Below are 13,703 nucleotides of genomic sequence, written 5' to 3' on the forward strand. Positions count from 1 at the left end.
CAGGTAAATGAAATTACTTCCAAAGAGATGTATAACCATGCCCTGAAATTGTTTCATGTTGAAATCAGAAAATCCGGAAGGGGGCATGTTGTGGTGGTAGCTGATGGGGAAGGGAACCCTATTCGGTATCCCATCCGCTTGTCGAATTTTAAGGAGAAACGGAAATTTTATCTGGCTGAGAAAGAGCGACCGCAGCAAGAAAAGGAGCAAAAAAAGTATCTCCTCAAAGGGGAAAATAATAAACTAAGACCTTCACTTATCTGGGATTTGACAAGGCTGATCCGGGGTGAAAATACTAAAGAATCAATGTCAAATCAAAAATTACGCCGGAAAAGAAAAGGAAAACAAAAAAAATTCTAAATAAGACATCGCGTCTGAATTTAAGAAGGTTCATGTCATGGGAAAGAGTAATTTTCGATAAGAAAAGCAGAGTGAAATAGATGAAGTATCTTTTTTCTCTTCTTGTTTTTATGACGGGCAATTGGTGTTTTGGTTAGCATTTTATAATAACAGTCTATAGCACAAAACAACTCGACTGCAAATCGCTGCTTAAGACGCAATTTAGTGCGCAAAATAGCTGTTTTTCACCCTCTCGCAATTTGTTTCAAGTATGTTTTTACAATAATGGCAGTTGGTCGTCCTTTTTTATAATTGTTTCTTTTAACGGAATTAGCAAGAGTCCTTCTTTTAAATTCCCTGATACTTGTCAGTCCTATCTCGCTGATACCTGCCATTATTGTTGCATCATTTACTCCTTCAATTTCCATAAGGTCGGCACCTTTGAAATACTGATAAGAGATTCGATTCATATCTGTTCCCCTCATCGGATTTTTACGCTTAAAATACAAAGTTCGTCTTTACATATTACTCCACAACTCTTTTTACTTGTCCAAACAAACTTGTACACAGAGCATTTACAGTTGAAAAACGCCAAAATCCATATGTGAATTTAACAACCTTTACACCTGTTTTTTAACTTAAAAGCTTGCTTTTGCTAAGAATAGTGTTGTAGCCTTTTTTATTTGTTCATTTGTCCCAATTTATTAACTTTCTTCAACCATTTTATTCTGTATTTTTGTTTCGATAATCTCATTGGGCCTATAGTTGTAATTCGTACTTTTTTTATGCCAATATAATGCAATGTACCTTTTTTTATGGCATTATGACTAGGGTTTCCATAAATCCATTTGTAATACCATGCAGGCTGGTCTAAAGTACAAATTATTCTGGCAGTTTTTTCAGTAAGATACTTGTCGCTAAACAACGAATTTTCTCTTCTTTTAAAAGCAAACCCGGGAAGTAAAACCCGGTCTAAAAATCCCTTCGTAATTGCAGGAACAGAACACCACCATACCGGATAAACCAAAACTAAATGATTAGCCCATTTTAATTTTTCCTGAGCGTCTAACAAATCCGGTTCAAGTTCTGTTCGTTTTCTGTATCCGAACTGAAGATTAGGGTTGAAGTTTAACTCTCTGATATTAATTTCCTTTATTTCAGCACTTGATTTTCCTACTCCCTTTTTATAAGCTTCAGAAAGTGCAAAATTGAAACTCCCTTTATCCGGATGTCCGTTTATAATTAATATTTTTTTTGTCATTTTTTGAAAATCAGAACAATCTCTTTATTTTTTCTTCAAAGCCAGTTCCCGTTAAATTATCTTCTTTGAAGAATTGATATAGAATAAAAGAAGCAGGTACTGTTAAAAAAGCTGTGCAGATACCAAAAGTGATAAAGCTACTGGAAATAGCTAAAGTTTGAGTGCTAATTTCTCCAATGTATGAAGCGATATTTTCTTGGTGATTTTCAATATATTGACTTGTAGATATTGAGTAAGCATAAAAACGATATGATATTTCGTAAATAAGCCAAGTGGGATAAAACCATTTTCTAATTGGTTGCCACCATTTTCCCCAAATTGATTCTAATTGTTTGTTATTTTCTTCCATTTTTTTACTCTTTTTGCAAAGGTCATTTTAATGAAAGAATCATCATTTGATATAGATCAAATTCGGTTTTTAGGGTTTCTTATCCTACTTAATGTTTCCAATGTAATTCCCAAATAGGAAGCAATATGGGTGAGGGGAATTCGGCTTGTTATGTCAGGATATATACTTAACAGGTGTTTATACCTTTCTTCTGCTTTATTAAATTGAATAGTATATAACCTTTCACAGAGGCCTAGCATCGTTTCGGTTACCACTTTACTAATAAAACGTTCAAAATCATGGTGTTTACTAGTGAGTTTATCCATTATATCTTTTGAAAACTCAAGTACTGTTGAATCTTCAACAAATTCGACATAATGAGGACTTGGTTTTTCGCTAAAGAAGCTGAAAATTGGAGCCATAAACTGATTCTCGAAAGTAAACCAATCTGAAATATCTTTGCCGTCTTTTAAGTAATATGCTCTTGAACAACCTTTTACAATTAAATATGCTTTTTTAGAAAATTGTCCTTCCTGAACCACAAGCTCTCCTTGCTTAAATGTGCTAACTTTTAAATAAGCAATAAATTCTTGCCGACATTCAACAGATAGTGGAGAATATATTTCTTCAGTATTCTTTATGATTTTCCTGAAATCCATTTTTCAAATTTTGACTAATCTAAAAATATAAAAAGTAATAGTCTTGAAAATTTAATTTAGCAATTGATTTAGCAGAGGTAAGAAAGCTTTAATTAGCATTTCTTCCAAGGTTTTTCTGTGTAAAAACACTATCATCAACCAAATTAGATTGTATTAAATTTTAAATTTCTAACCTAATTAATTCGTTTTACCAAATCGTTTGAATAGAATAGACATCACCCTTTTTTAGGTGCTTTTGGCCTTTAATAATCGATACTTTTTGGTATGGAGTTGTTGGGAATACTAAATCGGTTAAAACCAATTCACCGTCATTAATAAATACTTCAATGGAAGATAGATCCACATAAATATCCATTTTCACGTTTTCTGAATTTTTTGAATAAGGCGCAGTATGAAGTTTGTCAAATTTTTCGCTGAAATCAGTTATTCCGGAATTTGTACGATCGAACAGAAAAAGTGTATCGTTCAGTTCGAATGTCACATTTTCGTTTGATGCATTGGAAAGTTCCAATAAAAACCCTTCTTCTTCTAACTCGATTTCAAGCTGGATATGGTATAATGAATCGTTGAGTTCAATTGCTTCTTCTGCCTCAATGGATTGAGCATAAGCTTCCGATTTTTTTAATTCATCAACCGGCTTATTATGGAAAATATAACCGTTTTCGTTCTTCGTTAGCGTCAAGGTTCTAGGAAGGGTCATTGCATTTCTCCATACCTCGGTTGGGACCTGATTGGCATAATCCCAATTGCTCATCCAGCCTATAAAGATTCGCCTTCCATCTTCTGCAGGAATATCGCTATATGTTACGCCTGCATAATTATCGCAGCCGTAGTCAATCCATCGTGTAAGTGTGTCAAACGAGGTATATGTCTCCCCATCAAATTCTCCCAAAAAATATTGTGTAGCAGAACCACCATTCGGGCCACCTGCATTTACGCTTACCAATAATCCCCATATTTCGTTTCCTTCATCATCAGTCAAAGGGAAAAGGTCGGGGCATTCCCACACACCATTATGAGAACCCGCTCCCTCACCAAAATCACTTTCATATTCCCACGACAGCAAGTCTTTTGATGAATAGATGCCAACATGATCTGTTATGGCCAATGCCATAATCCAACGTTGAGAGGCTTCGTGCCAAACTACTTTTGGATCGCGAAAATCCCAAAGGCCAGGGTTTGGCAAAACCGGATTCTTTTCATATTTCGCCCATGTCCTGCCTTTATCAAGGCTGTAGGCAATGCCTTGATATTGGAAACCGTTCTGTCCTGCGTCATGCATCACATGATTATGGTATGTATAAATGGCCACCATAGGTGGATTTTTTTCACTGCCCAAACCTGATGTATTGTTATGGTCGATAACCGCACTTCCTGAAAAAATCCAGCCTAAACTATCGGGATATATGGCTATGGGTAAATGTTCCCAATGAATAAGGTCTGTGCTTATCGCGTGTCCCCAATGCATGGGACCCCAAACATTGCTGTCCGGGTAATGCTGATAGAACAAATGGTATTCCCCATCAAGATAGACCATCCCGTTTGGGTCATTTGTCCATTGTGATGGCGGACTGAAATGAAATTGAGGTCGGTGTTTTTCGTTGAACCGGTTTTCTACAACCTGATGATTACAAGCTGATAGAACAGCAAAAAGGATAATAATTGAAAACAGTCTCATAATTTTAAAGTTAAGATTAATCTATTTTTTTTAAGTAGGTAAAATATGCCCCACACAACTCGTTGCCTTTATCGTCTAATAATTTGGTTGCCAGTTTACACTTTTCACCTGCGTTTAATTCGACTTCGAAAGTAACATGGGTTGCTTCTACTTCAGCCTGCTTCGAAAACTGTTTGTCATTGATAAGTAATTGAGCGGCCTTAACCGGTAACGCCGGTACTACTAATGGCCCATCGTGCATTACATCGTTGTTGTCCATGATAAATTCACCATCAAGGGTAAATCCGGATTCTTTGTCCCAACGATACAAGGCTATTTCGTATGTTCCCGAAGACACAACCTCAATATCCCAATATCCAAATTTGGCCGGATTAGGTAGAATATTGGTGTAGCTATCGCAATAATCGCCTATCCAGTTTGCGGAAGATAAAAACGTTTCCTTCTCATTTTCGGTACCGACCAAAACGTAATCTTTTTGATCCTGCAAAGGCAGCATTTCTTCATACCATTTTTGATAATAATCTTTCATTTCGTTAAATATATCAGGAAACTGGTCGGCTACGTTTTCTTTTTGTCCAATATCGTTTTCTATATTATAAAGTTCTTTGTTGTTTACTAACCTCCATTTATTCCAGAGTACAGCGGAATTATCAGGATTCAATTCCCTATAGGAAACTACTATTTTCCTGTCTGGAAGTTTGCCTTTACCTTTTAAAATCAATTCACTCAAATCCGTTCCATCAAACGATAACGTTTCAGGTTTATCCAGTCCACAAAGCTGGATTAAGGTTGGGAATATGTCAGTAACATTGGTAAGTTCATTAATGTTTTTACCCCCGCCAATTCCCTTAGCGGGCCATCGGATATAAAAAGGAACACGGTGACCTCCGTCGTAATAACTCGTTTTTTTACCTCTCATACCTGCGTTATATACATCTTGTCCCTGATCTGTTCCGTTGTCGGTCATAAAAATGAATATGGTGTTTTCTTTAAGGTTATTTTCAGCCAGAAATTTCTCCAACTTTTCAATGTTGTTATCGCATTGTGTTATCATTCCATAAAATGCGGCAACATTTAAAGGAACATCATCCTTGTAAAGGTCCGTAAACTCTTGGTCTACAATTAATGGCACATGTGGTACGTTTGTGGGTAGATATGCAAAAAAAGGTTTGCTGCTTTCCTTTTGTTTTTTAATCCATTTTATTGCTTCGTCGAACCAAACATCTGTACAATAACCTTTATATGTTTCATATTCGCCATTGTGATTGTATGTGTCATCGTAATAATCATTCGACCAATAATCGACCATAGAAGTAATTCCCCAGGCTCCGTGATGAATTGTTTCCTGAAAACCACGATCCTGCGGGCGATAGGGGTAGTTATCACCAAGGTGCCATTTCCCAAAGTGCCCCGTTGAATAACCATTTTCGGCAAAAACATTGGCCATGGTTGGTATGGAACGGTGAATCTCGGATTTTCCTTGCGTAACAAACACAGCTCCGTTTCGGAATGGATCTTTACCTGTTAATAAAGCCCCTCTCGTTGGTGTACACATAGGGCAGACATGAAAGTCGGTAAACCGAATGCTTTCCGAATACAATTGATCGATGTTTGGTGTTGCGATATAAGGATTGCCATGAGCTCCCAAATCGCCATAACCCTGGTCGTCAATCACAACAAGAATAACATTTGGTTTTCCTGATTGATTGTCTTTTCCTCTATCACAACTTAGAAAAGTGATAAGGACTAAAAATATGAAACTTAATCTTACGATTTGTTTTTCCATTAGATTAGTTTTTAATTATTTAATTGCATTTATGTAAAATATTTATTTTTCAGTTAATTAGCTTTGGTTCTTGGAATAATACACTATAAAATTTTGTAAAAACCGATTGTTTATCATAACCAAGGAGTTGTATTTTCTATGCATATTTTTTAATTCATGATTGCTAAAATATCGCTATAGCTAAATTCGGGGGTTGCCCCTTTTTGGGATGCAACATATGCTCCAGCCGCACAAGCAAAAGTTATTTTTTCTTCTGGATTATAACGGTGCAAAATACCAAATATGAAGCCGCTGAGAAATGCATCGCCAGCCCCAGCAGGCTCTATCTCTTCAATGTTAAATCCCGGATGTTGGATAAATCTGCCATTTTCGTAAAGAACAGCTCCGTCTTTGCCCTTGGTTATGCAGATTGTATGGATATCGTATCTGATTTCAAATAGTAATATCATTGATTTAATACCCATCACTTCCGGAATAGAATCCCACGATAATATTTGACGCAATTTGTCGGCGCTCATTTTAACAATATCAATATATTTCAACATGGGTTCAATTATTTCCCTATTGCAATAGGGAGGTTTTAGGTTCACATCCATTATTCTTGTTTTTCCGCTTTGGAGAAACTTTAGGATAGACTGCTGAGACAGCATGCTTTTTGACGCCAGCGAACCAACAACAACTAAATCGGCCTGATTGGGAATGTTTAATGAATGTTCGTTAGCCATAATGGAGTTCCAGACCACAGGATGACAAATTTCGTAATGAGGCTCATTGTCTTGATCAAGATGAACCAAAACCTGCCTTGTAGGTAAATCCTGATCGGTTTGTACGTAATCTTTAGATAATTTTTTCTCTTTTAAAAAGTCAAGAAGGAGTTCCCCTGCGTTGTCTGCGCCGACGCGACTTATTAAATACGCACATACTACCAGATTGCTAAGATTAATGGCAACATTCATCGGCTCACCTCCCGGAATACTTCCATTTGGCATATTATCCCAAAGCATTTCACCAATACAGAGGACTTCGCTTTCTTTTTTCATTGTCTATTTCTCAAGAATTATTTTGTTACCATACGCTCTAACTCTTCGAGGGATTTTCCTTTTGTTTCTGGCATATACTTCCATACCAAAATCAACTGTAAAAACATCATGATCGCAAAAAACAGGAATGGATGGCCGCTTCCCGCATTAAATGTAGTTGTTCTTCCATCAACAAGAACTTCAACCGTATTTCCTTTCTCGGCGACCATTGGAAATAGCCACGAAATCAATGCGGCAAAAAGCCAATGTGTAAAACTGCCTAATGTTTGTCCTTTAGCCCTGACTTTTGTTGGAAATATTTCCGATATAAATACCCAAATAACGGCACCTTGGGAAAAGGCAAAAAAAGCAATATATCCTATAAGATAAAACATGATGGAATATCCGTTAAAATTTTGGGTATAAAAGGTAATTGCAATCAGCGTAAGGAAAGTAATCAACCCCACTGAACCTATCAACATAAGTAACCTTCTTCCAAACTTATCAATGATAAAAATAGCCAATACAGTAAATATGAGGTTTGTAAGCCCAATGGCAACAGATTGTAATAAAGCCGAATCTTTTGAAATACCTGTCATTTCAAATATTCTTGGTGAATAATACATAATAGCATTAATGCCAGATGCCTGATTAAAAAATGCAATAAGGAAAGCACATAGAATAGGAAAGGTGTAAACTTTTTTCAATAAGATTTCGTTACCAAGTTTTTTTTCTAATAATATGGAACTGTTCACCTGTTTTACCTCCTCCTGTGGATTTTCGACACCAAGTTTTCTGAAGACATCTTCGGCTTTTTTTATTTGATTGATTTTGATTAACCAACGGGGACTATTGGGAATAAATAGGACAAGAGAAACAAACAAAGTCGCAGGTAGAGCTTGGATTCCGAGCATCCACCTCCAAGCGTTTTCCCCAATTCCGCTTAATAAATAGTTTGACAGGAATGCAACCAGTATGCCTGTAACAACATTAAGTTGGAAAAAGGCAACAAGCCGTCCTCTCATATTTGATGGGGAGGATTCTGCGATATACATTGGCGCTGCTACTGATGAAGCCCCTACGCCAAGCCCACCTAAAAAACGGAATATCATAAAAACATACCAGTTACTGGTAAGAGCTGAGCCTAATGCGCCTACGGCATATAAAACGCCTGTAATAATCAGAACTTTTTTTCTGCCAAATCTATCTGCCGGTTTACCTGCCGACAATGCACCTATAATTGTTCCTATCAAAGCCGCGGCAACCGTAAACCCATGCCACCAATCTGATAATACAAACAGTTTCTGAATAGATTTTTCTGCACCTGAAATTACTGCTGTGTCAAATCCAAATAAAAATCCCCCTAGTGATGCAACCAAAGCAACAAAAATAACGAACTTCTTCTTCATATGTATGGATCTAATAAATAAAAGATTACTGCAATTATAATGGGAATTCACCAGAATTAATAGCGTCAAAAATTCCTGTATTTTGTATTTTTTTTACTGAATATCGATATTTGGTGGATGTGCAGTTTTTATAAGAAAAAATTACTATTGAGTAATTAAATAATGCTGTGCGTCATTTAATATCTGTTATTGTTGCAAAACACAAATCTAAATTTCATGTTTTAAATAACAGTATTGTTCAATTTACGATATTTTGAAGGAGATACTTTGTAATATTCGGAGAACAGCTTGTAGAAGTGACTTAAACTGTCGAACCCACAATCTTTACATATAAATTTTATAGAAGCGTCAGTTATTGTCAGCTGAATGGCAGCATATTCCATTTTGGCTTTGTTGGTCGTGAATGATAATGTCTGTCCAAAATGCTTCTTCAATGTTCTGTTAACATGGTCGGGAGTGCAGTTCGTCAGTTTTACAAATCCTGCACTACCCTCTCTGAAAAGCTCTGGCGTTGTATATGCCTTTAAAGCATAATCGAGCCATTTGGGAATGGAGATATTTCGAAGGATTTTGTTTTTTTCGTCAAGTAAATTAAAAACGTACAATAAAAATAAATCCAGTTGCAAAGTACCTCTCTCACATTTAAAAAGACGGTCTCCCATTAGTGATATTTTGACCAACAAATTATAAGGCAGGTTTACCATAAAAGGTAATTCAGTATCTATCCAAAAATAGGTAAAAGTACTGTTAAAGTATCTTTCCTTAAAACTTTGCAAGGTAGAAACCGGGAACGCGATATTAGTTATCGTAATTCCCTCTATGCTATCCCCGCTAAAAAAAGTATGAGCATCACTTGGTCTCATCATCACTATACTCCCTTTACAAAGTGGTATTTTCGTATTGTTTATAAGATGTGTTCCACGGCCTCGTTCTATCCAAAAAATTTCGGCATAATCATGATCGTGATAATAATGATCCTGATGGCTGCTGTTCTGATTGGAATGGATGGTAACCCGGTTGGGATGATATACATCTCTAGCATCATCTTTGAACTGGTTTAATATATAATGTCTTTTTTCCATGATGCCCATTTTGAATTGAATTATTAAGGCCTTCCTATTGTTACAACCAAATTAAATGATATCGTAGATTTTCCGGCTACCCTTGTCTGCAAAAATAGATATTGTAATCGCTAATCTACTGATGCTTGGTCAAAAATCAAAGTCACCATATTTTTAAATTCTTCTATTTGTCCAATTGTTTACTTTCATTGTTTTAGTAAACTCGCTGGAATGGATATCAGGATGCTAAGTTATTTTAGACCTATTTATGCAATCCAATTGTCCGAAGAAAGATAAGTTTAAACTAATAGATGTCTAAGACGTAGTTTAGGTAACCGCTAGAATCCATGGTTATTTACAATATTCTTTTTTTTGAGGAAAATACTCTAATTTTTCATATTAAATCTGTTAAAAGACTTATCGATTGTAGGGTGACCAGATCTCAGTGAAGCGGTATAATCAATTGAAATATGATTAACATCAAATAATAGAAACCATTTACTTCATAATATTATTTACAAATGTTTCGGTGTAGATCTTTGTATCTTCTGATAATATGCTGTTATAAATCCACCCAATACGTTATGGCTAGATTGGAAACCAAATTTTTTATAAAAATCAACAACTTGTTCGTTTCCATTTGAAACATAGACATATATGCCTGTTATTCCATCTATGTTTTTCATCCACTCCATCACTTTATTACTCAGTTGATAACCAATATTTAAACCGTGATATTCTGGTTTAATATAGATATTATTAAAAGTTCCCAACCTGGCAGGTAGGTCTTGTTCGTCTAGATAAAATATATATTGTCCTTGTCTATAAATATTATTTGCCCATTCGGGAACGTAATACTTTAAATCCTCTGTTACATCTGCTACTTCCGCATATACATAACCAATAGGATTTTTATCATCGAAAGCGACCAACACTTTTTTCATTTGGGCATTTTCAAAACTTGGCTTTAGCCTGTTATCAAATGTCATTTCTTGTAAAACATCTGTTCTAATATAAGGCTTACTCGCCTGGTAATCCATCAATTCATTGCATAGCTCTCTACAAATCTCAATATTGTCATTACTTATATCTTTTATAATAATTTTTGCTATTTCTTAGATTCTACTTGTTTTCGTATCAGTCAGACCTCGCCGAAAATAACAAATTTTATCGTTAGCAACTCTGTATTTTAGCTTCTGTTTTCACCTGTCTTTTGTTCCATTGGTTTTCGATAAAACTAAATTTCGTAAAATTCTCATTAAGGTGTTAATAAGAAAGCATACTACAGATAAAATCACCCCGATTAAAATTGGCAATACCCCTCCGAATGTGAATAACATTCCAAGTACAAATCCCATTAAATATTCTGGCAAATGAACAGGTTTAAAAAAAGCAACGAGAATTGGAAAGAGTATTAAATAATTTTAAAAACTATCAAAATTAAATTCCCATAATAAAGAAATTAAGATTCCGAATGCCAGGGGTGCTAAAAATCGCTTCAGGACTTTGGTATCATATTTTTCAGATTTTGATTCCAGGTTGACTCCGTTCTCGCGTCTTCGGTGTATTCTGGAAATAGCGAGCCAGAATAATAATGGGACAGTCAATAGTCCCCACCAATTAGAGATGGCTGGCAAATCGTCCCTGGCAAGCAGATAATGGCTGACTACTCCGCCATTAAAATATTCCCACAGAATGCATATAAAAGCTAAAATGAATACAGCTATAGTTGATTGAATTTTTTTATCGACAAATGTCAATTTCATCTATTTTCTAATATTTAATGAATGTAATTTTCAGCTTGATAAGCCCCTTAAATTTTTGTTACATTATTAATGTTGTTTAAATATTTTTTGCAGTTAATCGTAAGCTAAGTGCAGTGACTCACATTATTGTATATATACAAAACAGTTCTGGTTTTTGTTTTAAATTCCGTTTTTCATCGTTTTGTCTGTAAATTTTGGCGACAGGCGGTTGAGGAGTTTCAACAGTTTGGTTTTACCGATGTAACTTTCGAATTTATCGGCTTTAAAGTTCCGCATAAATTCATCGGTGAGTTGTTCCGGTGAAATTTTGGATTTTCCACGTCCTGCTGTCATTGGTGTTTCAACTAATGCAGGAATAATTTCAAAAACTTTTGTACCTGTGTTTTCCAATTGATAGCGCAACGTTTTTGTAAAACTATGAATGGCGGATTTTGTTTCGCAATAAACCGAAGCCGATTTTTTGGGGGCTATAAAAAGTCTGCTACTTATGTTAACTATTGCATTGTTTTTACTTTTCATCAGTACAGGGAGTAATAGCCGCGACAATTTTACGGGTGCTGTTAAATTGGCTGAAATTTCATAATCTATTTTGTTCGTAAGGTTTGGTGGTCCTTCGTCAATTTTGGGGAACAAAACTTTACGACCAAACTCACTGTTAATTAATTGATAATCAGTAAGTAATAGTTCTATTTTTATCGTTTTTCGGAAGTCGTTTTTGTGTCTTTATATAGTTGAAAATCAATTATATATGAACATCAAACACCTTATTGACATCCCAAAAATCATAGTCTCAAATATTGAATTTGCGCCACCAATAATACACATTTATGCCTCGTTGTCCGGGAAGCGGGCAAAATGCCCTGAATGTAAGAAATACAGCTATTCTATGACCGTTATGAAAGGAGACTAACAGATTTGCCTGTATTTCAACATCATTCCAGAATAGTTCTTACCGTCCGTAAATTTAAGTGCCGTAATGGTAAGTGCAAGAGGAAAGTATTTACTGAGCAAAATAACAATATACTTCCTTATGCCAGAAGAACAGAGCGGGTTAAACGGTTATTGTCAGATATTGCAATTGATATGCCAACCGGTTCAGGACATGTACTATCAGAAAAACTGCAAATAAAAGTTAGCCGCTCTACTCTTACGCGGCTTGCTCATCAGCAACCACTTCCAGATATAAATACACTAAAAATTGTTGGAGTTGATGATTGGGCTTTTCGAAAAGGTGTTAACTACAGAACCATCTTAGTGGATATGGAAACATCAAAACCAATTGACATGTTGCCTACCCGAGATAGCGAGGATTTAAAGGCGTGGTTAAGAGACCATCCGGGAATTAAAATAATCACAAGGCACAGGGCTAGTTCATATTCAACAGCATTAGATTCCATTAGCCCTAATACAGTTCAGGTAGCAGACCCATTCCATCTGTTAATGAACCTGTCTGATGCCTTAAATACTTTTTTTAAAAGCATATCTCCGAAGATAAATAAACTCATTAAAGCTAAAACCTGCGAGATGCTTCGCGATGCAGGGGCTGTCTCCGGGCAGGATTCCGTTAATAAAAAGGAGATTGCAGAAATACCAGTCCCCGTTCAAAAGCAAGATACCTTGGTTCCAAAATCACATCCCAAACGGACAAATATTGAGGTATTCTCAAATTGCATCCTTTCTAAAATGAAAATAGATGGTTATACAAATATGGAAATCATAAATGATATTCGAAAAATGGGGTATACCGGCAGGAACACTCAGGCCTACCAATATCTCTCTTTCCTTAAAGAAACAAATGGAGTTACGACATTAAACTATGTTGAGCAGCGAAAACAACCAATTCCCTATATCAAACGACTGAACTCCAGAAAGCTTGCAAAATATGTTGGGCATTCTCTCAATCATGTTGAGGATATTGACCACAGAAGTTATATGGAAGTTCTTTTTGATAATATACCCATACTAAAACGGGTTCGCAGGCTCGTTAAGCGGTTCAAAAAAATGCTAAAGACAGGAGAAGGGCAGATTCAGGAATGGATCAAATCAATCTAGGAATCCAAAGACAAACTACTTGGATTAAAGACTTTTGCCAGAGGACTAAAACGTGATATTAAAGCAGTTCAGAATGCAATACAACTGAAATGGAGCAATGGCCCCGTTGAAGGCCATGTTAACAGAATTAAAAGCATTAAACGACAAATGTACGGGAGGGCAAGCTTTGAACTGCTTCGCCGGAAGGTCTTATTGTCCCAGTCAGGATGATTCCCCAAAATTGAAGAAGAACCCACTTTGACCGTTTTTTCTAGCACTATCTCATAAACTGTGTAAATAGGAATACCGGGGGTTGCAACCCCCGGTATTTTTTGTTTAATTTTAAACTTTATGCAGTAATGAAAA

Annotated in this window: 16 protein-coding genes; 4 read left to right on the forward strand and 12 right to left on the reverse strand. The window is 35.9% G+C overall.

Translation table 11 applies throughout. From position 1 onward, the window contains the following. The coding region (locus tag K5G00_RS27930) for a hypothetical protein (protein ID WP_238769787.1) at window positions 1–360 on the forward strand (360 nt) is incomplete at its 5' end. 224 nt (window positions 361–584) lie between these two features. On the opposite strand, the gene K5G00_RS27935 is transcribed toward K5G00_RS27930, so the two are convergent. The 12 genes from K5G00_RS27935 to K5G00_RS27990 form a co-directional block, all read right to left on the reverse strand. Then, the gene (locus tag K5G00_RS27935) at window positions 585–824 is read right to left on the reverse strand and encodes a hypothetical protein (RefSeq protein ID WP_238769788.1); all 240 of its coding nucleotides are present in this window, start codon (window positions 822–824) and stop codon (window positions 585–587) included. A gap of 194 nt (window positions 825–1,018) precedes the next feature. Further along, window positions 1,019–1,600 (reverse strand): NAD(P)H-dependent oxidoreductase, encoded by a 582-nt coding sequence (locus tag K5G00_RS27940; protein ID WP_238769789.1) that lies wholly within the window; start codon window positions 1,598–1,600, stop codon window positions 1,019–1,021. 10 nt (window positions 1,601–1,610) lie between these two features. Then, a complete protein-coding gene (locus K5G00_RS27945) occupies window positions 1,611–1,949 on the reverse strand; it encodes a hypothetical protein (RefSeq protein WP_238769790.1) in 339 nt (112 codons plus the stop codon). 56 nt (window positions 1,950–2,005) lie between these two features. Then, complete coding sequence (locus K5G00_RS27950) at window positions 2,006–2,587, reverse strand: Crp/Fnr family transcriptional regulator (RefSeq protein WP_238769791.1); 582 nt, start codon at window positions 2,585–2,587, stop codon at window positions 2,006–2,008. Window positions 2,588–2,774: 187 nt separating this feature from the next. Next, entirely contained in the window at window positions 2,775–4,265 is a 1,491-nt protein-coding gene (locus K5G00_RS27955; protein WP_238769792.1) for a glycoside hydrolase family 32 protein, read from the reverse strand. 16 nt (window positions 4,266–4,281) lie between these two features. Next, the gene (locus K5G00_RS27960) at window positions 4,282–6,051 is read right to left on the reverse strand and encodes an arylsulfatase (RefSeq protein WP_238769793.1); all 1,770 of its coding nucleotides are present in this window, start codon (window positions 6,049–6,051) and stop codon (window positions 4,282–4,284) included. A gap of 149 nt (window positions 6,052–6,200) precedes the next feature. Further along, the gene (locus K5G00_RS27965) at window positions 6,201–7,091 is read right to left on the reverse strand and encodes a PfkB family carbohydrate kinase (RefSeq protein ID WP_238769794.1); all 891 of its coding nucleotides are present in this window, start codon (window positions 7,089–7,091) and stop codon (window positions 6,201–6,203) included. Window positions 7,092–7,108: 17 nt separating this feature from the next. Next, window positions 7,109–8,548, reverse strand: a complete 1,440-nt coding sequence (locus tag K5G00_RS27970) for a sugar porter family MFS transporter (protein ID WP_238769795.1) — start codon at window positions 8,546–8,548, stop codon at window positions 7,109–7,111. A 152-nt stretch (window positions 8,549–8,700) separates the two neighbouring features. Beyond that, the gene (locus K5G00_RS27975) at window positions 8,701–9,561 is read right to left on the reverse strand and encodes an AraC family transcriptional regulator (RefSeq protein WP_238769796.1); all 861 of its coding nucleotides are present in this window, start codon (window positions 9,559–9,561) and stop codon (window positions 8,701–8,703) included. A 494-nt stretch (window positions 9,562–10,055) separates the two neighbouring features. After that, window positions 10,056–10,580 carry a GNAT family N-acetyltransferase gene (locus K5G00_RS27980; RefSeq protein WP_238769797.1) on the reverse strand — a complete coding sequence of 175 codons (525 nt, stop codon included), beginning with the start codon at window positions 10,578–10,580 and terminating at the stop codon, window positions 10,056–10,058. Between the two features lie 384 nt (window positions 10,581–10,964). After that, complete coding sequence (locus K5G00_RS27985) at window positions 10,965–11,306, reverse strand: hypothetical protein (protein ID WP_238769798.1); 342 nt, start codon at window positions 11,304–11,306, stop codon at window positions 10,965–10,967. A gap of 159 nt (window positions 11,307–11,465) precedes the next feature. Beyond that, window positions 11,466–11,939, reverse strand: a complete 474-nt coding sequence (locus K5G00_RS27990) for an SDR family NAD(P)-dependent oxidoreductase (RefSeq protein WP_262921474.1) — start codon at window positions 11,937–11,939, stop codon at window positions 11,466–11,468. Window positions 11,940–12,054: 115 nt separating this feature from the next. Between K5G00_RS27990 and K5G00_RS27995 the strand changes: the two genes are divergently transcribed. From K5G00_RS27995 to K5G00_RS28005, 3 genes are all read left to right on the forward strand, one after another. Next, window positions 12,055–12,216, forward strand: a complete 162-nt coding sequence (locus K5G00_RS27995; protein WP_238769799.1) for a hypothetical protein — start codon at window positions 12,055–12,057, stop codon at window positions 12,214–12,216. Window positions 12,217–12,221: 5 nt separating this feature from the next. After that, window positions 12,222–13,358 carry a transposase gene (locus tag K5G00_RS28000; protein WP_238769800.1) on the forward strand — a complete coding sequence of 379 codons (1,137 nt, stop codon included), beginning with the start codon at window positions 12,222–12,224 and terminating at the stop codon, window positions 13,356–13,358. A gap of 78 nt (window positions 13,359–13,436) precedes the next feature. Continuing rightward, window positions 13,437–13,568: a transposase gene (locus tag K5G00_RS28005; RefSeq protein WP_394800887.1), complete on the forward strand. Its 132-nt coding sequence runs from the start codon at window positions 13,437–13,439 to the stop codon at window positions 13,566–13,568. Window positions 13,569–13,703 lie beyond the last annotated feature (135 nt).

Source organism: Maribellus maritimus, from assembly GCF_022267315.1.
GTDB classification, from domain to species: Bacteria; Bacteroidota; Bacteroidia; order Bacteroidales; family Prolixibacteraceae; genus Draconibacterium; species Draconibacterium maritimum.

What these genes read in the sequence shown, in the direction of transcription:
- K5G00_RS27955 (WP_238769792.1), bottom strand. Translation starts at nt 4,265, where the DNA reads ATGAGACTGTTTTCAATTATTATCCTTTTTGCTGTTCTATCAGCTTGT.
- K5G00_RS27935 (WP_238769788.1), bottom strand. Translation starts at nt 824, where the DNA reads ATGAGGGGAACAGATATGAATCGAATCTCTTATCAGTATTTCAAAGGT.
- K5G00_RS27965 (WP_238769794.1), bottom strand. Translation starts at nt 7,091, where the DNA reads ATGAAAAAAGAAAGCGAAGTCCTCTGTATTGGTGAAATGCTTTGGGAT.
- K5G00_RS27960 (WP_238769793.1), bottom strand. Translation starts at nt 6,051, where the DNA reads ATGGAAAAACAAATCGTAAGATTAAGTTTCATATTTTTAGTCCTTATC.
- K5G00_RS27975 (WP_238769796.1), bottom strand. Translation starts at nt 9,561, where the DNA reads ATGGAAAAAAGACATTATATATTAAACCAGTTCAAAGATGATGCTAGA.
- K5G00_RS27985 (WP_238769798.1), bottom strand. Translation starts at nt 11,306, where the DNA reads ATGAAATTGACATTTGTCGATAAAAAAATTCAATCAACTATAGCTGTA.
- K5G00_RS27940 (WP_238769789.1), bottom strand. Translation starts at nt 1,600, where the DNA reads ATGACAAAAAAAATATTAATTATAAACGGACATCCGGATAAAGGGAGT.
- K5G00_RS27945 (WP_238769790.1), bottom strand. Translation starts at nt 1,949, where the DNA reads ATGGAAGAAAATAACAAACAATTAGAATCAATTTGGGGAAAATGGTGG.
- K5G00_RS27995 (WP_238769799.1), top strand. Translation starts at nt 12,055, where the DNA reads ATGAACATCAAACACCTTATTGACATCCCAAAAATCATAGTCTCAAAT.
- K5G00_RS27980 (WP_238769797.1), bottom strand. Translation starts at nt 10,580, where the DNA reads ATGGATTACCAGGCGAGTAAGCCTTATATTAGAACAGATGTTTTACAA.
- K5G00_RS27950 (WP_238769791.1), bottom strand. Translation starts at nt 2,587, where the DNA reads ATGGATTTCAGGAAAATCATAAAGAATACTGAAGAAATATATTCTCCA.